This is a genomic window from Pseudomonas sp. Marseille-Q8238, assembly GCF_965111915.1.
The window spans coordinates 4,871,786-4,891,279 of record NZ_CBCOPI010000001.1; the positions used below are offsets into that span (position 1 = coordinate 4,871,786).

At 63.5% G+C, this 19,494-nt stretch carries 11 protein-coding genes and 2 pseudogenes; 7 read left to right on the plus strand and 6 right to left on the minus strand.

The window, feature by feature from the left end; all coding sequences use genetic code 11:
• Window positions 1-75 precede the first annotated feature (75 nt).
• Window positions 76-942: a transcriptional regulator HexR gene (gene hexR / locus ACWPW0_RS22450; protein ID WP_447595242.1), complete on the minus strand. Its 867-nt coding sequence runs from the start codon at window positions 940-942 to the stop codon at window positions 76-78.
• A gap of 259 nt (window positions 943-1,201) precedes the next feature.
• Between hexR and zwf the strand changes: the two genes are divergently transcribed.
• Window positions 1,202-2,629: a glucose-6-phosphate dehydrogenase gene (gene zwf / locus ACWPW0_RS22455; protein WP_447595756.1), complete on the plus strand. Its 1,428-nt coding sequence runs from the start codon at window positions 1,202-1,204 to the stop codon at window positions 2,627-2,629.
• Window positions 2,630-2,718: 89 nt separating this feature from the next.
• Window positions 2,719-4,121, plus strand: a pseudogene (gene trhP / locus ACWPW0_RS22460) (prephenate-dependent tRNA uridine(34) hydroxylase TrhP).
• A 269-nt stretch (window positions 4,122-4,390) separates the two neighbouring features.
• Here trhP and ACWPW0_RS22465 read toward each other — a convergent pair.
• Window positions 4,391-7,277 (minus strand): annotated as a pseudogene (locus ACWPW0_RS22465) (putative bifunctional diguanylate cyclase/phosphodiesterase).
• A gap of 220 nt (window positions 7,278-7,497) precedes the next feature.
• Between ACWPW0_RS22465 and uvrD the strand changes: the two are divergent.
• On the plus strand, window positions 7,498-9,690 hold the full coding sequence (gene uvrD, locus ACWPW0_RS22470) for a DNA helicase II (RefSeq protein ID WP_447595248.1): 2,193 nt from the start codon (window positions 7,498-7,500) through the stop codon (window positions 9,688-9,690).
• A 91-nt stretch (window positions 9,691-9,781) separates the two neighbouring features.
• On the opposite strand, the gene ACWPW0_RS22475 is transcribed toward uvrD, so the two are convergent.
• Window positions 9,782-10,417, minus strand: a complete 636-nt coding sequence (locus ACWPW0_RS22475) for an FMN-binding negative transcriptional regulator (protein WP_454256606.1) — start codon at window positions 10,415-10,417, stop codon at window positions 9,782-9,784.
• Between the two features lie 155 nt (window positions 10,418-10,572).
• Between ACWPW0_RS22475 and ACWPW0_RS22480 the strand changes: the two genes are divergently transcribed.
• Window positions 10,573-11,418 (plus strand): Tim44 domain-containing protein, encoded by an 846-nt coding sequence (locus ACWPW0_RS22480; protein ID WP_447595251.1) that lies wholly within the window; start codon window positions 10,573-10,575, stop codon window positions 11,416-11,418.
• Between the two features lie 58 nt (window positions 11,419-11,476).
• Here the strand turns inward: ACWPW0_RS22480 and ACWPW0_RS22485 are convergent, their stop codons facing one another.
• Window positions 11,477-12,871, minus strand: a complete 1,395-nt coding sequence (locus ACWPW0_RS22485) for a diguanylate cyclase (RefSeq protein WP_454256607.1) — start codon at window positions 12,869-12,871, stop codon at window positions 11,477-11,479.
• A 145-nt stretch (window positions 12,872-13,016) separates the two neighbouring features.
• Here ACWPW0_RS22485 and ACWPW0_RS22490 point away from each other — a divergent pair, with 145 nt between their 5' ends.
• Window positions 13,017-13,424, plus strand: a complete 408-nt coding sequence (locus tag ACWPW0_RS22490; RefSeq protein ID WP_447595255.1) for an SMI1/KNR4 family protein — start codon at window positions 13,017-13,019, stop codon at window positions 13,422-13,424.
• 69 nt (window positions 13,425-13,493) lie between these two features.
• Here ACWPW0_RS22490 and ACWPW0_RS22495 read toward each other — a convergent pair whose 3' ends face one another.
• Window positions 13,494-15,260 carry a cation:proton antiporter gene (locus ACWPW0_RS22495; protein ID WP_447595257.1) on the minus strand — a complete coding sequence of 589 codons (1,767 nt, stop codon included), beginning with the start codon at window positions 15,258-15,260 and terminating at the stop codon, window positions 13,494-13,496.
• 190 nt (window positions 15,261-15,450) lie between these two features.
• Window positions 15,451-16,098, minus strand: a complete 648-nt coding sequence (locus ACWPW0_RS22500) for a GntR family transcriptional regulator (protein ID WP_454256608.1) — start codon at window positions 16,096-16,098, stop codon at window positions 15,451-15,453.
• A 330-nt stretch (window positions 16,099-16,428) separates the two neighbouring features.
• Between ACWPW0_RS22500 and ACWPW0_RS22505 the strand changes: the two genes are divergently transcribed.
• Window positions 16,429-17,820, plus strand: coding sequence for an aspartate aminotransferase family protein (locus tag ACWPW0_RS22505; RefSeq protein ID WP_447595261.1), 1,392 nt, complete (start codon window positions 16,429-16,431; stop codon window positions 17,818-17,820).
• A gap of 118 nt (window positions 17,821-17,938) precedes the next feature.
• The gene (locus ACWPW0_RS22510; RefSeq protein ID WP_454256609.1) at window positions 17,939-19,306 is read left to right on the plus strand and encodes a glutamine synthetase family protein; all 1,368 of its coding nucleotides are present in this window, start codon (window positions 17,939-17,941) and stop codon (window positions 19,304-19,306) included.
• Window positions 19,307-19,494: the final 188 nt, after the last annotated feature.

A 19,494-nucleotide genomic window follows, 5' to 3' on the forward strand; every position in this document is an offset into this window, starting at 1 on the left:
ATCAGCGTGGAGCCCTTGCATGACGATTTGACGGCCAGGTCGTGACGATCCGGTGAAGCCAGAGGCGGCTAGACCTCAATCCTCGCTGGCGCGCACCGACTTCGGTGACAGGCGCAGGCTGCGCAAACTGCGCTTCACGCTCTTCAGGTGGTTGACCAGGCTCGGCCCGCGGGCCATGGCCACGCCCATCGCCAGCACGTCGATCACCACCAGGTGGGCGATGCGCGAGGTCAGCGGGGTGTAGATCTCGGTGTCTTCCTGCACGTCGATGGCCAGGTTGACCGTGGCCAGGTCGGCCAGCGGCGTCTGGCTCGGGCACAGGGTGATCAGCGTGGCGCCGGACTCGCGCACCAGGTTGGCGGTAATCAGCAGGTCCTTGGAACGCCCCGACTGGGAAATGCAGATGGCCACGTCATTGGGCTTGAGCGTCACCGCGCTCATCGCCTGCATGTGCGGGTCGGAATAGGCCGCCGCGGTAAGCAGCAGGCGGAAGAACTTGTGTTGGGCATCCGCTGCCACCGCGCCTGAGGCACCGAAGCCGTAGAACTCGATGCGCTGGGCATGGGCAATGGCGTTGATCGCCCGCTGCAGCGCCTGGGTATCGAGCCGCTCACGCACTTCCATCAGGGTGTGCAGGGTGGTGTCGAAGATCTTCAGGCTGAAATCGGTGACCGAGTCGTTCTCGTGGATGGCGAACTGGCCGAAGCTGGCGCCGGCGGCCAGGCTCTGCGCCAGTTTCAGCTTGAGGTCCTGGAAGCCGGTACAGCCAATGGCGCGACAGAAGCGCACGATGGTCGGCTCGCTGATGCCCACTTCATGGGCCAGGTCAGCCATGGAGCTGTGCATCACCGCGGACGGGTCCAGCAGGACATGGTCGGCGACCTTGAGTTCGGACTTACGGAGCAGATGGCGGGACTGGGCAATATGCTGCAGAAGATTCACAGGCAGGACTCGGGCTGTCAGACGCATGGAAGGCAAATCGCCAACGGGGCGGATAACCCGGCATGTTGCGGATGCAGAGCCGTTCTACGGGAGTAAAACGTCTTTGCATCCTGCCCATGCCACGGCAACCCTCATTCGCGAGGTTTTCACGCAGCCTGTTATGATCAGGCTGTAGTGACCTTGTAGTTATACTACATGACTGCCTGTACCGCACAGGCAAACCCGCTCGGAGTACCTCGTAGTGAACACCCCATGCGACATGCTGGTCTTCGGTGGCACTGGCGATCTCGCCCTGCACAAACTGCTGCCCGCCCTCTATCACCTGCACCGTGACGGCCGCCTGCCCGCCGACATGCGCATCCTCGCGGTGGCGCGCAACGTGCTCGAACGTGCCGACTACCAGTCCCTGGCGGAGCGCCGTTGCCGCGCCCAGGTGGCGCGCAACGACTTCGACAACGAGACCTGGGCCAGCTTCGCCGAGCGCCTCGACTATTTCGCCATGGACGCTTCGCAAAGTGCCGAGTTCGGGCGGCTGAACAAATTCCTCGGCGCCAGCGCCTGCCAGCGCGCGCGAATCTATTACCTGGCTACCGCGCCCGACCTGTTCGAGGCCATCGCCGACAACCTGGCAATGGTCGGCCTGGCCGGCGACAACACGCGCATCGTCCTGGAAAAACCCATCGGCCACTCGCTGACCTCAGCCCTGGAAATCAATGCGGCGATCGGCGCGGCGTTCAGCGAAACCCAGGTGTTCCGCATCGACCACTACCTGGGCAAGGAGACCGTGCAGAACCTGATGGCACTGCGCTTCGCCAACGCCCTGTTCGAGCCGATCTGGCGCGCCGGGCACATCGATCATGTGCAGATCAGCGTCAACGAAACCCTCGGTGTGGAAAACCGCGGCGCCTACTACGACCATGCCGGCGCCATGCGCGACATGATCCAGAACCACCTGCTGCAGCTGCTCTGCCTGGTGGCCATGGAAGCGCCGGTGCGCTTCGATGCCGAAGCCGTGCGCAACGAGAAGGTACGCATCCTCGAGGCACTCAAGCCCATCTCCGGCCTCGACGTGCAGGACAAGACCGTGCGCGGCCAGTACACCGCCGGCAAGATCGGCGGCCAGGAAGTACCGGCCTACTACTTCGAGAAAAACGTCGACAACGACAGCAATACCGAGACCTTCGCCGCCGTGCAGGTGGAAATCGACAACTGGCGCTGGGCGGGCGTGCCGTTCTACCTGCGCACCGGCAAACGCATGGCCAGGAAGTGCTCGGAAATCGTCATCCAGTTCAAACCCGTGCCCCATCGCCTGTTCGAGGCCAGCCAGGCCAACCGCCTGGTCATCCGCCTGCAGCCGGAAGAACGCATCAGCCTGCAACTGATGGGCAAGAGCCCGGGCAAGGGTATGCGCCTGACCCCCATGGAGCTGGACCTGAACCTGGCCCAGGTATTCCCGCAGAAACGCCGCTGGGACGCCTACGAGCGCCTGCTGCTGGACGTGATCGAAGGCGACTCGACCCTGTTCATGCGCCGTGACGAAGTGGAGGCCGCCTGGGCCTGGGTCGACCCGATCCTCGAAGGCTGGCTGGAGTACTACCAGGCGCCACGCCCCTACCCGGCCGGCACCGATGGCCCGGAACAGGCACAGAGCCTGCTCGAACTGCAGGGGCGCTACTGGCAGGACTGACAGGCTGCCAGCAGCCTGTTCCAGATCAATAACACCGCGCCCGCGACTGCCTAGAATCGCCGCCCGTCTTTTCCTGCGTGCGATTCACCATGAACCAGCCCTTGCGCCCCGAACTGCTCTGCCCCGCCGGCACCCTCAAGGCCATGCGCTATGCCTTCGCCTATGGCGCCGATGCGGTGTACGCCGGGCAGCCGCGCTACAGCCTGCGCGTGCGCAACAACGAGTTCGACCACGCCAACCTCAAGCTCGGTATCGATGAAGCCCACGCCCAGGGCAAGCGCTTCTATGTGGTGGTCAATATCGCGCCCCACAACGCCAAGCTGAAGACCTTCCTCAAGGACCTGCAACCGGTGATCGAAATGGCCCCGGACGCACTGATCATGTCCGACCCCGGGCTGATCATGCTGGTGCGCCAGCACTTCCCGCAGATGCCGATCCATTTGTCGGTGCAGGCCAACGCGGTGAACTGGGCCAGCGTCGCGTTCTGGCGCAGCCAGGGCCTGAGCCGGGTGATCCTGTCGCGCGAGCTGTCGCTGGAGGAGATCGGTGAGATCCGCGCGGCGGTGCCGGATATGGAACTGGAAGTCTTCGTCCACGGTGCCCTGTGCATGGCCTATTCCGGACGCTGCCTGCTGTCCGGCTACATCAACCGCCGCGACCCCAACCAGGGCACCTGCACCAATGCCTGCCGCTGGCAGTATCAGGCCCACGAGGGCCGCGAGGACGAACTGGGCGCCATCGTCCGTGACACACCAGCGCAGCCATCGTCCTGCGGCGTACAGCAGGTCGAGCCGACGCTCGGCCTCGGCCCGAGCAGCGAACGCCTGTTCCTGCTCGAGGACAACAGCCGGCCCGGCGAACTGATGGAGGCGTTCGAGGATGAGCACGGCACCTACATCATGAACTCCAGGGACCTGCGCGCCGTGCAGCACGTCGAGCAGTTGACCCGGCTCGGCGTGCACTCGCTGAAGATCGAGGGGCGTACCAAGAGCCACTATTACGTGGCGCGTACCGCCCAGGTCTATCGCCAGGCCATCGATGATGCGGTGGCCGGAAGAGCGTTCGACCCGAGCTTGATGCACACCCTCGAATCACTGGCCAATCGTGGCTACACCGAGGGCTTCCTGCGCCGCCACGTGCATGACGCCTACCAGAACTACCAGCGCGGCAACTCGGTTTCCGAGCGTCAGCAGTTCGTTGGCGAACTGACCGGCAACCGCCGTGGCGAAATGGCCGAGGTGCGGGTGAAGAACCGCTTCATGGTGGGCGACCGCCTGGAGCTGATGACCCCGCAAGGCAACCTGAACTTCGTGCTCGGCGCGCTGGAAACCGCCACTGGCGAAGCGACCAGCGTGGCGCCCGGCGACGGCTACGTGCTGTACCTGCCGCTGCCCGAGGACATCGACCTGCGCCATGCCCTGCTGATGCGCTATTTAGATGGCCAGTAGCGTCCACCCAAGACCGTATCGCGAGCAAGGCTAGGGGCTGTTGACGTTTCGCTTTAACTCATGGAGGCGGATGGGGATGTATTTCCAATCCAGCCCTTCGCACGGGCCTCTTCGAGGCAATTGCAGACACTGCGACTGGTGGGCTGAAGCCCACCCTACAAGTCTTGCACCCCGCGTAGGGTGGGCTTTGGCCCACCAATCGACGCGTCATAAAACGCAAAGTCGAGCGTCCGCAACTACCTCGATCAGGCCATCCATGTCGAAACGTCAACAGACCTTGGGCGCCCCGCTGCTCGTGCAGAAAGACCTCAACTCAGATCGGTGCAGCCTGATCGCGAAGCAACTGGGCAAACTGCTCGGCGGGCAGCGGGCGGCTGATCAGAAAGCCCTGGATCTCGTCGCAGCGCTGGGCCTTGAGAAAATCCATCTGCCCTTGGGTTTCCACCCCTTCGGCGACCACCTTCAGGTCCAGCCCATGGGCCATGGCGATGATCGCACGGGTAATCGCCGCATCCTCGCCGTTGGCTGACAGGTCGCGGATGAAGGTCTGATCGATCTTCACGTAATCCACCGGGAAGCGCTTGAGGTAGCTCAGCGATGAATAGCCCGTGCCGAAGTCGTCGATGGCCAGCTTGACCCCGAGTTCGCGCAATTGCTGGAAGGTGGCGATGACGTTCTCCACGTTGTCGAGCAACTGGCTTTCGGTCAGCTCCAGCTCCAGCATATGTGCCGGCAGGCCGGTGTCGTCCAGCACTTGGCGCACCAGGCTGACCAGATTGCCCTGACGCAACTGGTGCACTGACAGGTTGACCGAGACCCGCAGGTCGCACAGCCCTTGCACCTGCCACTCACGGGCCTGGCGACAGGCCTGGCGCAGGACGAATTCGCCGATTGGTGCAATCAGGCCGGTCTCTTCGGCCAACGGGATGAAGTCGCCCGGCGGCACCAGGCCAAGTTCGGGGTGACGCCAGCGCACCAGCGCCTCGGCAGCATTCAGGCTGTCGTCGGCCAGGCACAGCTTGGGTTGATAGAAGACTTCCAGCTGGCCGTCGGCGATGCCTTTGCGCAGTTGGTTCTCCAGCTGCAGGCGCTCCAGGGTGCAGGCCTGCAGGTTGTCGGTATAGAACTGGAAGGTGTTGCCGCCCAGGTGCTTGGCGTGTTGCATGGCCATGTTGGCCTGGCTGATCAGTGCCGGGATTTCCCGGGCGTTGTCCGGTAGCAGGCTGATGCCGATCGAAGCGCTGACCACCAGTTCGTGGCCGCCGACATCCATCGGCATGCGCAGCTTGCCGAGCAGGCGGCTGGACAACCGCGCCAGGCTGGACAGGCTACCGTAGGCATCGAAAAGGATGGCGAACTCGTCACCGGACAGCCGTGCGATGGTGTTGGCCTCGGGCGCGGACTGAGTCAGGCGCCGCGCCATCTGCCGCAGCAACTGATCGGCGACCTCATGGCCGAGGCTGTCGTTGAGCAACTTGAAACGGTCCAGGTCGATGTGCAGCAAGGCCAGGCTGCGGCCTTCCTGCCGTGCGCTCTCGCCCGCCTCATGCAGGCGCTGGCGGAACAACGTGCGATTGGCCAGGCCGGTCAGCTCGTCGTAGTGCGACAGGTAGCGCAGGCGCTCCTCGGCCTCGCGCCGAGCGGACAGGTCGGCGAAGAAACCAACGATATGGCTGACCCGCCCGCGGGCATCACGCACCACGCTGAGTTGCAGCCACTGCGGGTAGAGCTCGCCGTTCTTGCGCGTGTCGATCAGCTCGCCACGCCAGCTACCGTGCTCATCCAGTTCCTGACGGATAAGCTGGTACTGGCGACGCGCCTCGCGGCTGCTGGCCAGGCTCATCACACTGCGCCCGAGCACTTCATCCTTGCGATAACCGGTGACCTGGCTGAACGCCTCGTTGACCGATAGCAGCAGGTAGTCGGCATCGAGAATGACGATGCCCTCGCTGGCCGCCTCGAAGACCGTAGCCGCCAGGCGCTGTTGTTCTTCGCGCTGCCGACGCTCGGTTACGTCACGACGAGTACCCAGCATACGCAGCACATGGCCCTGCTCGTCCCGCTCGACAGCCCGGCCACGGTCCTCGACCCATACCCAGCGGCCATCGGCCATCGGCATGGCGTACGCGGTATTCGACGGTGTAGCCGTCGGTGAGCCCCTTGAGGTGCTCGACCAGCGAACGCCGCAGCAGCGGCAGGTCATCCGGGTGCAGGCGCGGCTTGAGGTGGCTGAGCACCCCTTTCACCTCGTTCTGGCTAACCCCGAAGATGGCCTCCAACTGGCCGTGGTGTACCTCATCGGTCTGCAGGTTCCAGTCCCACAACCCCAGCTCGCTGGCCTCCAGGGCCAGGGCCAGACGTTCTTCGCTCTTGCCCAGGGCATGGCTGGCATCATCCAGCTCCAGGGTGCGCTGGGCCACGCGAATCTCCAGTTCATCGTGCGCCTGGCGCAAATCACGCTCGGCGCGACGACGCTGTTCGACCTCACGCGCCAACTCCAGATTCAGCCCTTCGGCGCTTTGTCGCGCCTGCTCCAATCCAGTGATCAGCGCCTGGTTCTGAAAGCGCTGCAGCAGGCCGCTCTGAACCAGGCGATTGACCTGCCAGGCCACCACCCACAGGCTCAGCAACAGGATCAATCCCAGCACGCCCCAGCCCTGCTGGCGGGTGTCGGCGCTGAGCAACAGGTACGCCACCGACGGCAGCAGGGATGGCAGGGAAAAGGCCAGGAACGCCGACAGGTTGACCGCATAGGCCACGCTGGCGGACAGAATCGCCGCGCCGATCAGCCCGTAGACCAGCGCCTGCAACAGGAACTGGTCAGGCGGTACGAGGAAGATTGCGGCGAAAGCCAGGGTCAGACCTGAAAGCGCGGCCCCCACCAGAAACATGCGCTGCCATTGCGGTCGGGCCTGGTGCGAAGGCAGGGCGGCCTTGAACGCGGTCATCTGGATCAGGCGCAGCACCGCGAGCAGCACGACCCATACCAGCCAACCGGCGAGCAATGCGCTCTGCTTGCCGCCCCACAGCAGACCGGCGCAGGCCAATGCATTGAGCAACATGAGAAAAGTAGGGACTTGGGAGCCCTGGTAAAGCAGGCGCGTCTGCTCGGCCGCCATCTGGGTGGCGAACTGTTGGCGAATGGCGCGCGATTCGTTTTGCGGCAAGCTGGCCGACGAATTCTGTACGGGGGTGGTCATAGGCGATGTTCTTGTAATGGTGTGCCCGACTTTTGCGCAGCATACCCGAGCTAGACGGCTCGCCCAAGTATTATGCCGACCGTTGTCATCTAGTTCCAAAGTAGGAGAAGTTGACCGTTATACGACCTGCGGGTCACCTTTTTCCAACCCCGTGCAACCACTGCAACCATATGCCGAGCGGCGGTTTGCCCACCCCCGTCCCGGCCCGTAGAATGCCGCGATGCAAAATGACCTCGACCAACAGCTCACCACCCTCAATCCAGCCCAGCACCATGCGGTAACCACGCCGCCTGGGCATCAACTGGTGCTGGCCGGCGCCGGCTCCGGCAAGACCCGCGTGCTGGTGCACCGCATCGCCTTCCTGATCCAGCGCCTGGACGTCTCGCCGCACAGCATTCTGTCGGTAACCTTCACCAACAAGGCCGCCGCCGAGATGCGCCACCGCATCGAAGACATGCTCGGGCACAACCCCGCTGGCATGTGGGTCGGCACCTTCCACGGCCTGGCTCACCGCCTGCTGCGCGCGCACTGGCAGGAGGCCGGGCTGGCCGAGAACTTCCAGATCCTCGACTCCGACGACCAGCAACGCCTGGTCAAGCGGGTGATCCGCGAGCTGGGCCTGGACGAGCAGCGCTGGCCGGCCAAGCAGGCGCAGTGGTTCATCAACGGGCAGAAGGACGAGGGCATCCGCCCGCAGAGCATCCAGGCCAGCGGCGACCTGTTCCTCGCCACCATGCGCGGCATCTACGAAGCCTACGAGGCCGCCTGTGCGCGCACCGGGGTGATCGACTTCGCCGAGCTGCTGCTGCGCGCCCTCGACCTGTGGCGCAACAACCCCGGCGGCATCCTGCAGCATTACCAGCGGCGCTTCCGCCACATCTTGGTGGACGAATTCCAGGACACCAACGCCGTGCAGTACGCCTGGCTCAAGTTTCTCGCCCAGGGCGGTGAGAGCCTGATGGTGGTGGGCGATGACGACCAGTCGATCTACGGCTGGCGCGGCGCCAAGATCGAGAACATCCAGCAGTTCACCAGCGACTTCGCCGGCGCCGAGATCATCCGCCTGGAGCAGAACTACCGCTCCACCGCCAACATCCTCAACGCCGCCAACGCGCTGATCGCCCACAACCAGGGGCGCCTGGGCAAGGAACTGCGCACCGATGTCGGCGACGGCGAGCCGCTCAGCCTGTATGCCGCCTTCAACGAACACGACGAAGCGCGCTACGTGGTCGAGAGCATCGAGGACGCCCTGCGCAAAGAGGGCCTCAAGCGCAGCGAGATCGCCATCCTCTACCGCTCCAACGCCCAATCGCGAGTGCTGGAGGAAGCGCTGCTGCGCGAGAAGATCCCGTACCGCATCTATGGCGGCCAGCGTTTCTTCGAGCGCGCCGAGATCAAGAACGCCATGGCCTACCTGCGCCTGCTCGACGGCCGTGGCAACGACGCCGCGCTGGAGCGCGTGATCAACGTGCCGGCACGTGGCATTGGTGAAAAGACCGTCGAGACCATCCGTGAATACGCCCGCGCCCACGACGTGCACATGTGGGAAGCGATCCGCCTGATGCTGGCCAACAAGGCCTTGCCGGCGCGTGCCTCCAGTGCCCTGGCGACGTTCAGCGAGCTGATCGAGAACCTCGCCGCCAAGGTGCTCAACATGCCGTTGCACCTGATGACCCAGACTGTCATCGAGCAGAGCGGCCTGATCGCCTTCCACGAGGCGGAAAAGGGCGAGAAAGGCCAGGCTCGGGTGGAAAACCTCGAGGAACTGGTCAGCGCCGCGCGCGCCTTCGAGAACAACGAGGATGAGGAACTCAGCCCGCTGCAAGCCTTCCTTACCCACGCCTCACTGGAGGCCGGCGACACCCAGGCCAGCGAGAACGAAGACAGCATTCAACTGATGACCCTGCACAGTGCCAAGGGCCTGGAATTCCCCATGGTGTTCCTGGTCGGCATGGAAGAAGGTCTGTTCCCACACAAGATGAGCCTGGAGGAACCCGGCCGTCTCGAAGAAGAACGCCGCCTGGCCTATGTCGGCATCACCCGTGCCATGCAGCACCTGGTGCTGAGCTACGCGGAGACCCGCCGCCTGTACGGCAGCGAGACCTACAACAAGGTCTCGCGCTTCGTCCGCGAAGTGCCGCCGACGCTGATCCAGGAAGTGCGCCTGTCCAACAGCGTCAGCCGCCCCTACAGCGGCGCGGGTGCCAGCAGCTCGACCAGCAGCATGTTCGCCAACGCCGAAGTACCGGACACCGGCTTCCGCCTCGGCCAGCACGTACGCCATGCGCTGTTCGGCGACGGGGTGATCCTCAATTTCGAAGGCAGTGCCGCCCAGGCCCGGGTGCAGGTCAACTTCGAGAACGAAGGCAGCAAGTGGCTGATGCTCAGCTACGCCAAGCTGGAAGCGCTGTAAGGCGACTCGCTGCGACTCCACAGGGTACGCTGTGACTGCCGTTCCGGAGGGCATGCACGGCGCACCCTATTAGTCCTTGCTGCGCACGAAGCTAGGACGTGAGACTCGCCATCACCTGGGCCAGGTGCTGATCACCCGGCCGCTCAGATCGTTGCAAGCCCTGCTGCACACCGTGGAAGTTGGCGGCATCCTTGTTCTGGCTGAGCTTGAACTGTCCTTCGAGTCGACTGATCGGCAGGGCGAAGCCGACAATGGCGCGCAGCATGCTGTCGAGGTATTCGCGCGGCGCATCGCTGACCGCCCACGGCCGCTCACGACCCTGCTCATGGTGGTCACTCAGCGCACTGACCAACGCCAGCAGCCGTTCGCCCTCGTCGAACACCTCGGCCCGGCCATAGGCATGCACCGCCTGATAATTCCAGGTCGGCACCACCTTGCCATGCTCGGCCTTGGCCGGATAGAAACTCGGACTGACATAGGCGTTGGCACCCTGGAACACCACCAACGCCTCATCACCGCCCTGCAAGACACGCCACTGCGGGTTGGCGCGAGCGAAGTGCCCGTACAAGGTGCCGTACTCCCCTTCGTCGCGTACCAGCAGCAGCGGCAGGTGACTGGCCAGCAGGCCCTGCTCGCCCTGGGTCACCAGCATGGCCAGCGGCGTTTGCTCGATAAACCCGTGTAACGTAGCGGGATCGTCTTGGGCGAAAGTCTTGGGAACGTACATGGCGTACCTCGGTTGTCATCATCCGCTGATGTACCGCATCCCACGAACGGCGAACAGATACAGTTGCCATAAATCCCGAAACACTCTGTAGCTGGCCTTTGCCTGCCGGACTCGGCAGCATGGCGCGCGTATAACCACAATCCGGGATTCCTGATATGCAACGCTTTCTCAGCATGGCTCTGGCCCTCTGCATCGGCCTGACCTTCAGCCTCGACGCCAGTGCCAAGCGCATGGGCGGCGGCAAGACCTTCGGCTCCTCGCCGACCCACCAGACCCGCCAGGCCGATGCGCCCAAACCCAACGCCGCTCAGGCTGCACCGGGTGCCGCCGGACGCGCCGCGCCTGCCGCCAGCGGTGCATCGCGCTGGCTCGGCCCGCTGGCCGGTATCGCCGCCGGTGGTCTGCTCGCCTCGATGTTCATGGGTGATGGCTTCGAAGGCCTGCAGTTCTTCGACATCCTGATTTTCGGCCTGATCGCCTTCGTCATCTTCCGTCTGCTTGCCGCCCGTCGCCGGGCTCAAGGCCAACCAAGCGCAGCGGCGGCCGGTGGCATGTTCCGCGAGATGCCACAGCAGGCCCCAATCTTCGGCAGCAGCACTGCCAGCGCACCGGCCCCGGTCATCAACGCCCCGGCCTGGTTCGACGAGCAGCGCTTCATCGCCGCCGGTCGCGAGCACTTCCAATCGCTGCAGCAGCACTGGGACGCCGCCGAGATGGACAAGATCGCCGAGTTCGTCACGCCGCAGATGCTCAGCTTCCTCAAGGAAGAACGGGCCAGCCTGGGTGATGGCTTCCAGTCCACCTACATCGACGACCTCGACGCCCAGCTCGATGGCATCGACGAACTGGCCGACAAGACTGTCGCCACCCTAACCTTCCGTGGCGTGGCCAAGACCTCGCGCTTCGACCAGGGCGAGCCCTTCAGCGAGAGCTGGCGCATGGAGCGGGCCAATGGCGACAACCAGCCATGGCTGGTCGCCGGTATCCGCCAGAACGGCTGATCGACCTGGCACCACTCAGCGCATACGAAAACCCCGGGCTAGCCCGGGGTTTTTCGTTTCAGTCCTTGGCTGCCGCCGGTTGGGCCTGAAGCAGCACGACCTGGTTACGCCCGCCATGCTTGGCGTCGTACAGCGCCTGATCGGCCCGACGCAGCATTTGCTGGTAGTCCGGATGCCCATCGTGCAAGGTCACGCCGATACTGACCGTCAGCCGATAGCTCTTGTCGTGGGGCAGACGGAAGACTTCCTGCTCGACCACCTGCCGCAGTTTCTCTGCCGCGATCAGTGCGGCTGACTGGTTGATATCCACCAGCAGCACGAGGAATTCCTCGCCACCCAGGCGGAACACGTAGTCACCGCCCCGGCTCTGATTGCTCAACAGCGTGGCAACCTGCTGCAACACCAGATCACCGGACTCATGGCCGAAGGTGTCGTTGATGTGCTTGAAGTGATCGATATCCACGGCAAGCACCGCGAATGAGCGCTTGTGCTCGCGGGCATAGGCAATTTCCTTGCCCAGCACCACGGGCAGGAACTTGCGGTTGAGCATGCGCGTCAGCACATCACGACCGCTTTCCAGCTCGTTGATCTGCACGAACAGGGTGTCGAGGTGGAACACCAGGCTCTTGGTCTGTTCGCGCAACTCCCGCAGTTCGCGCTGACGTTGCGCAGGGTCGACCGGCACGACGAACAGGGGCAGCAGCACCTCGTCGATGTGTTCCATGCTGCGCAGCACCTGCTCGCTCTCGGGCGCGCCCTTGAAGGCATAGGCGCCTTTGTGACGGAACCACAGGCCGAACTCCGACGCTGACAGGCGCGGCAGACGCGCCGGCTCCACCGCCATGGCCAGGTCGAACATCAGTTGGTTCTCCCAGTCCAGCAGTGCCGCGCGCTGGCGCTCCTTTTCCACACCGATGTCCTGCACCACCGAGAAGAGCCGGTAAGCCTCCTCGGTACGCGCATTGCGGTCATGGGAGTTGGCATAGGCCCGGCTCATGATTTCCATGGCCTGGTCCAGCAGGAACGTCACCAGCACCAGCGCCTGAGCGGTGGTATCCGACGACCAGCCTTGCTCGATGATCAGCTCGAACAACCGCTCTTTCAGACAGCGAGCCCCACGCAACACCAGATGTACCGGCACATCGATGCGCGCATGGATATCGCCGACCTGACGCTGCAGGGCAATCAGTGGTGCCAGCTCGTCATTGAGCGAGGCACTGAACAGCATCACCAGCCAACGCTGCAGCGAGCCGCTGAGGCGCGTCTTGACCTGCTCGTGAGACAAGTAGTGCGAGGCGGCGGAATCCGCCAGCATCTGCGTATAGAAGTGCGTGGCCAACTCGACTTGATGCTCGGCAGCCAACGCCGCGAGCTGACCGATCAGCTCCTTGGGAAACCGAGCCAGTAACTGGCGCCATTCACTGGCTTGTTGCTCCGGAGAAATCAATGGCATAGACGAACCTGGAATACCCGTCGTAGACCTATTGGCCTACTTTCGCGAAAAAACGCGCATGCTCTCAAACTGACAGTCGGCTGGCCAGTGCCAAGTGCCAGCAGCTACGGTATAAAGCGCGCCATCCCCTCGTGAGGTTCCGGTTATGGAAGAAGTCATCGAACAACTGCGTGAAGTCAACGAACCCGTACCTGTGCCGCTGGAGCTACCGGAAGAGGAAACCCTGGTGGAAATCCAGGAGCAGTTGCTGATCCACCTGCCCTTCGAGCTGCGCGAGTTCCTGCTCAAGGTCAGCGACGTGGTCTATGGCCGTCTGGAGCCGGTGACCGCCAGCGACCCCCACTCGCACACCTACCTGCCGGAAGTCGCCTCGGTGGCCTGGGACCTCGGCGTACCCCGTGACTTGGTGCCGCTGTGCCAGGACGGCCGCAACTACTACGTCGTCGATGTCGAAGGCGAAGTGTTGCTGTGGGACGGCGACGAAGAAGCACTCACCGATGAAACCTGGGACTCGGTGTGGCACTGGGCGCGTGACGTCTGGCTGGAAAGCTGAGTGATTGCTCTAGGCCGGCAAGCTGGAGGCGGCTGCGCATAACCAACGCACAGCCGCCTTGCACAGGCACTACCGGTGATGGTTATCCGGGCTGTTGTTTTCCAGGGTTTCCATCAGCGCTATCTGCATGCGCGAATGCACGCGGATGAACCAGCGCCAGAGCAGCGCGATCAGCGCCGAGGCAACCAGGGCGATGATCACCAGCAACTCGCCGGTAGGCAGGATGCTCGCCGACAACGCCATCATCAGCAGCATGATGCCCACCAGTGACAACAGCGGAATCAACTCTGAAATGATCCGCCGCACCCGCACCGTATGACGTCCGGCTTTCTCGGGCCGCACGCCCATTTCCGCCAGCAACATGGCCAGCGCCTTGAGCTTGCGGTAAGCGGCGATCAGGAACGGCAGCGACAGCACCAGCGCGCCGCCCCAGATCACGCCCTTCTGCAGATTCTCCTGAGTGATCCAGGTATTCAGGTGTTCAGACAACGTGCCGGCAAAGTAGGCACCTGCCAGGAAAATCGCCACCACCAACGACAGGTTGACCCCGACCTGCAGGATGATCTTGCGGATCATCCCCATCAGAATCGCGCTTTGTCCCTGTGGCTGGATATTCCGCAGCCAGTCACCGTACAGGCTGAACACCCGTGATACACGCTGTGGCACCAGCCGGGCGAGCCGCTCGCTCAGCGGGTCGGCGGCGCGAATCTGGTAAGGCGTGGTCAGCGTGGTGATGGCCGAAACGGCGACCACGATGGGATAGAGGAAATCGCTGGTCACCCCCAGGCTCATGCCGAGCGCGGCGATGATGAAGGAGAACTCGCCGATCTGCGACAGGCCCATGCCCACGCGCAGCGAGGTGCGTCCGTCATTGCCGGCCAGGAAGGCGCCGAGGCCGCAAGAGACCATCTTGCCGAGGATCACCGTCAGCGTGATGACCAGAATCGGCCAGGGGTGTTCGAGCAGGATCCCCGGGTCGATCATCAGGCCGATGGCAACGAAGAAGATCGCGCTGAACATGTCGCGTACCGGCTCGACCAGCTTCTCGATCTGCACCAGTTGCCGCGACTCGGCCATGATCGCGCCGATCAGGAACGCACCGAGCACCATGCTGTACTGCAACTTGACCACCAGCAGGCAGAAGCCGAAGCACAGGCCCAGCACGGTGATCAGCATCACCTCGTTGCTCTCGAACTTGGCCACGTAGGCGAGCAGGCGCGGCACCAGCAGGATACCGATGACCAGGGCAACGATCATGAACAGGGTCAGCTTGCCGACGGTGGAAAACACCTCGCCGGTCTCCACCGAACCGCTGACGGCAATACCCGACAGCAGGGCGATGATGCCGATGCCGAGAATGTCCTCGACGATCAGCACGCCGAATATCTGCTGGGCAAAGCGCTCGTTCTTCATCTTCAGGTCGCTGAGCGCCTTGATGATGATGGTGGTCGAGGACATCGCCAGGATCGCCCCGAGGAAGATCGAGTCCATCTTGCCCCAGCCGAAGAACTGGCCGATTTCCCAGCCCAGCCAGACCATCAGGAGGATTTCCATGAACGCCGCGAGGAAGGCCGTGGCTCCCACGCTGAATAGCTTGCGCAGGCTGAATTCGAGGCCGAGGCAGAACATCAGGAAGATCACGCCAAGCTCGGCGAGGGTCTTGATCGTGTCCTCATCATGGATCAGGCCGAACGGCGGGGTATGCGGGCCGATCAGAAAGCCGGCGAGGATATAACCGAGCACCACCGGCTGCTTGAAACGGTGGAAAAGCACCGTGACCACACCGGCCACCAGCATGATGACCGCCAAGTCCTGGATGAAATCGATGGCATGCATGGCGGTGAATCTCCTTTATTGCTGGGCAGGCAAAAGGCCTGCGGGCGGATGGCTCGCTTGGCTTCCGAGAGCCGCTTGATCAGGGGGCAGCGCTGCCCGAAAGGCAGCACGACCGCAGCAGGTTAACACTCGGCCCGATACTGCTGTGTGGCAGCAATATTCGGAAACAGTTGCTCACGAGCCGCTCTGTTCAGGGTCTTTCCTGTTCCAGTATCCGGCTTAGAAAACGCGCGAAATACATCAGGTCTTTCTCGATGGCCCGGCGCGCCCGCTTGCCGTCGCCCGCATCGAGGGCGGCATAGGCTTCCTGGTGGAAATCGTTGAGACGTGGCGACAGGTTCGATTCGCTGAACAACTGGTTGAAGATGGGCCCGACCTGCAGCCACAGCGACTCGATCATGCGCAGCAACACCGGGTTGTCACACGCGCGGTAGAGCGTCAGGTGGAAGGCACTGTTGGCGCTCAGGTAGGCCTGTACCTGCCGCTGGGCAATGGCCTGCTGCATCCGTGCTACGCACTCGCCCAGCGCCGCACGGCCAGCCGTATCGAGACGCTGCGCCCCCAGCTCCACCGCCAGCCCTTCCAGGCTCAGGCGCACCTCGAAGATCTGCTGGAAACGCTCGCGCGTCATCACCGGCACCCGCACCGAGCGCTGCGGCTCGCCCTCGAGTGCGCCCTCGGCGACCAGCCGCTGCAAGGCAGCACGCACGGGCATCGGGCTGGTGCCCCATTCTTCGGCGAGATCTCGGATCTTCAAACGCTCGCCGGGTTGGAAGCGCCCTGCCAACAAGGCCTGGCGCAAGTTCTGGTACAGCTGTTCCTGAAGATTTTCGGCCACCGTGGATCACTCCACACAGGCCGGGGGAGCCGGCAGTTGGGCGAACGTCAGGCTGCAATTGCTCATGTTTCACTATCCCTTGTTTCGATCAAACAGTTATCGCCGCACCACCAACACTGCACCGCGGCACAGCTGGCTTAGGGTGGCGATAGCCAAGCCCATACCGGGCTCGCTACCAAGGCAACCTGGCCACGCCATACCTCGTTCACAGCAACCTCGCTTGTGATCACCGCTGGATGATCGGCAGATTATCAGCGGATGAACGGAGCGCATTGACTTTTTTGTGATCACAAATGGAAGATGTGCGAAAAAACAAACGAGGTGTGCAACATGACCGCCAGTGGCATCAGCGAACAGGCCGTATCCACCCTGAGTGCGCGTGAACGGCAGCATTTCATCGCACAGAATCCGAAGTCCATCGCCCTGGCCGAGCGTGCCCGCCACTCCTTGTTCGGCGGCGTACCGATGCACTGGATGAGCGACTGGTCGACCCCCAGCCCACTGTTCGTCAGTCGCGCCAAAGGCGCCCGTTTCTACGACGTGGACGGTCATGAATACGTCGACTTCTGCCTGGGTGACACCGGCAGCATGTTCGGCCACTCGCCCGATCCCATCGCCAAAGCCATCGCCGAGCAAGGCGCCAACGGCCTGACAACCATGCTCCCGGGCGAAGACGCTGTAATCGCCGGAGAGCTGTTGGCCGAGCGCTTCGGCCTGCCCTACTGGCAGGTGGCAACCACCGCCACCGACGCCAACCGCTTCGTTATCCGCTGGGCCCGCGCGATCACCGGACGCAAGGTGCTGCTGGTGTTCGACGGCTGTTACCACGGCACCGTCGACGATGTGATGGTGCGCTGCCGAGAAGGGCAGACGGTGCACCGCAGCGGGCTGATCGGCCAGGCCCGCAACCTGGCCAAGACCAGCCGCGCTGTGCCATTCAACGACGTCGCCGCTCTGGAAGCCGCGCTGGCCCAGGGTGATGTGGCGGCCGTACTGTGCGAACCGGCGATGACCAATATCGGCATGGTCCTGCCCGAACCAGGCTTCATGCAGAAGGTGCGCGAGCTGACCCACCACTACGGCAGCCTGCTGATCATCGACGAGACCCACACCATCTCCACCGGCCCTGGCGGATGCACACGCGCCTGGGACCTCAAACCGGACTTCATCACCCTCGGCAAGCCGATTGCCGGCGGTGTGCCCTGTTCGGTGTATGGCTGCAGCCACGAGATGGCGCAGGACATGCAACTGGCCCGGCAACATGCCAGCGAAGCCAGCCATGGTCATGGCCACAGCGGCATGGGCACCACCCTGTCAGCCAACGCCCTGGCCATGCACTGCATGCGCGCCAATCTGGAACAGGTGATGACCCCCGCCGCCTACGACTACATGCTGCCGCTGGCCGCCCGCCTGGCCGAAGGCTTTCGCACGCTGATCGCCCGTCACAACCTGCACTGGTCGGTGACCGAACTGGGCGCGCGCTGCGAGTTCCAGTTCTGCGCCACGCCGCCGAAAACCGGCGCCGAGGCCGAAGCCGCGTTCCACGACAGCCTGCAGATGGCGCTGCACCTGTACCTGATCAACCGCGGCATCCTCATCACCCCGTTCCACAACATGACCCTGTGCTGCCCGGACACCAGCGAGGCCGACGTGGACCGCCTGATCGCCACGCTCGACCAGGCCCTGACCGAGCTGCTGGCCATTCCCGGTGCCCGCGAATAATCCACAGGGTGGATCGGGCGCGTAGCTGGCGCTCTTTCCATCCACCAACAGGCTGCACCGACACCCGATATTTCCGGTGGATGGATAAATCGCCAACCACCCTACAGAGACAACCATCATGCAGTTTGCCGATCCCCAGGAAGCCCGCGACTTCCTCAGCGCCCACCCCGAGGTCCGCAGCATCGAGCTGATGCTGATCGACGCCAACGGCATCCCCCGCGGCAAGTTGCTGCACCGCGACGAGCTGCTGGCCATCTATGAGAATGGCCGCCCCCTGCCCAGCTCGATTCTCGCCCTCACCGTGCAAGGTGAAGACGTCGAGGCCACCGGCCTGGTCTGGGAAGTCGCCGATGCCGACTGCTGGACCTACCCGCTACCCGGCAGCCTGACCCTGCAACCCTGGCGCAGCACCCCAACCGGCCAGTTACAGGTCAGCATGCACCCGACCCAGGGCCTGCCCGCCACGCCAGCCGATCCACGACACACCCTGGTCCGCGTAATCGACCGCCTCAAGGCCGATGGTTTGCATCCGGTGATGGCGGTGGAGCTGGAGTTCTATCTGCTGGATAAGCAACGTGATGCCAACGGCCGTCCGCAACCAGCGCTACAGATGAATGGTGTGCGCCCGCAGGCGCCGCAAGTCTATGGCGTGTATGAGCTGGAGCAGCTGCAGCCGTTTCTCGACGATCTCTATGCCGCCTGCGAAACGCAGGGGCTGCCCGTGCGCACGGCGATTTCCGAGTACGCACCAGGCCAGGTCGAGCTGACCCTGGAGCATCGCTTCGATGCGCTGCAGGCCATCGATGAAGGCATCCGCTACAAACGCTTGGTCAAAGGTGTGGCCAACAAGCATGGCCTGCAGGCCTGCTTCATGGCCAAACCCTTCGGCGATTTGGCCGGCAGCGGCATGCACATGCACGTCAGCCTGGCCGATGCCGAGGGCAACAACCTGATGGCCTCGGAAGATCCACAGGGCACGCCGCTGCTGCGCCACGCCATCGGCGGCATGATGACCACGCTCAACGATGCCCTGGCGATCTTCTGTCCCAACGCCAACTCGTTCCGACGCTTCCAGGCCAACAGCTACGCGCCATTGGCCAAGAGCTGGGGCGTCAACAACCGCACGGTGTCCTTCCGCGTGCCCGGCGGGCCCGCCAAGAGCCGCCATATCGAGCACCGCATCTGCGGCGCCGACGCCAACCCTTACCTGGCTGCGGCCGCCATCCTTGCCGGCATCCACAAGGGGATTCGTGAGCAGATCGATCCAGGCCTGGCCATCGTCGGCAACGGTTACGAACAGGCTACCGAGTTCCTGCCCACCGACTGGCTTACGGCGCTGCGTTCGCTGGAACAGTCGGACTGGGCCCGAGAAGCGCTGGGCGAGGACTTCCTCAAGGTGTTCCTGGCGATCAAGTGGACGGAGTATCGCCAGTTCATGGGTGAAGTCGGCGAACAGGACTGGCGCTGGTACCTGAACCACGGCTAGGCCTGTCAGTCGAGAACCGTAGAGGCGCACACCTCTACGAGCCTGTTTACGATCTTCTGGATTAGAGCCAGACAAGGCAAAAACGCCCGAGGAAGCGGACTGGGCTCGCACTCGAGTTTACAAGTGGTAAATGAGCATTCCGAGGGCGTTTTTAACGCCGTATGGCCGCGAGCCAGGAGATCGTAAAC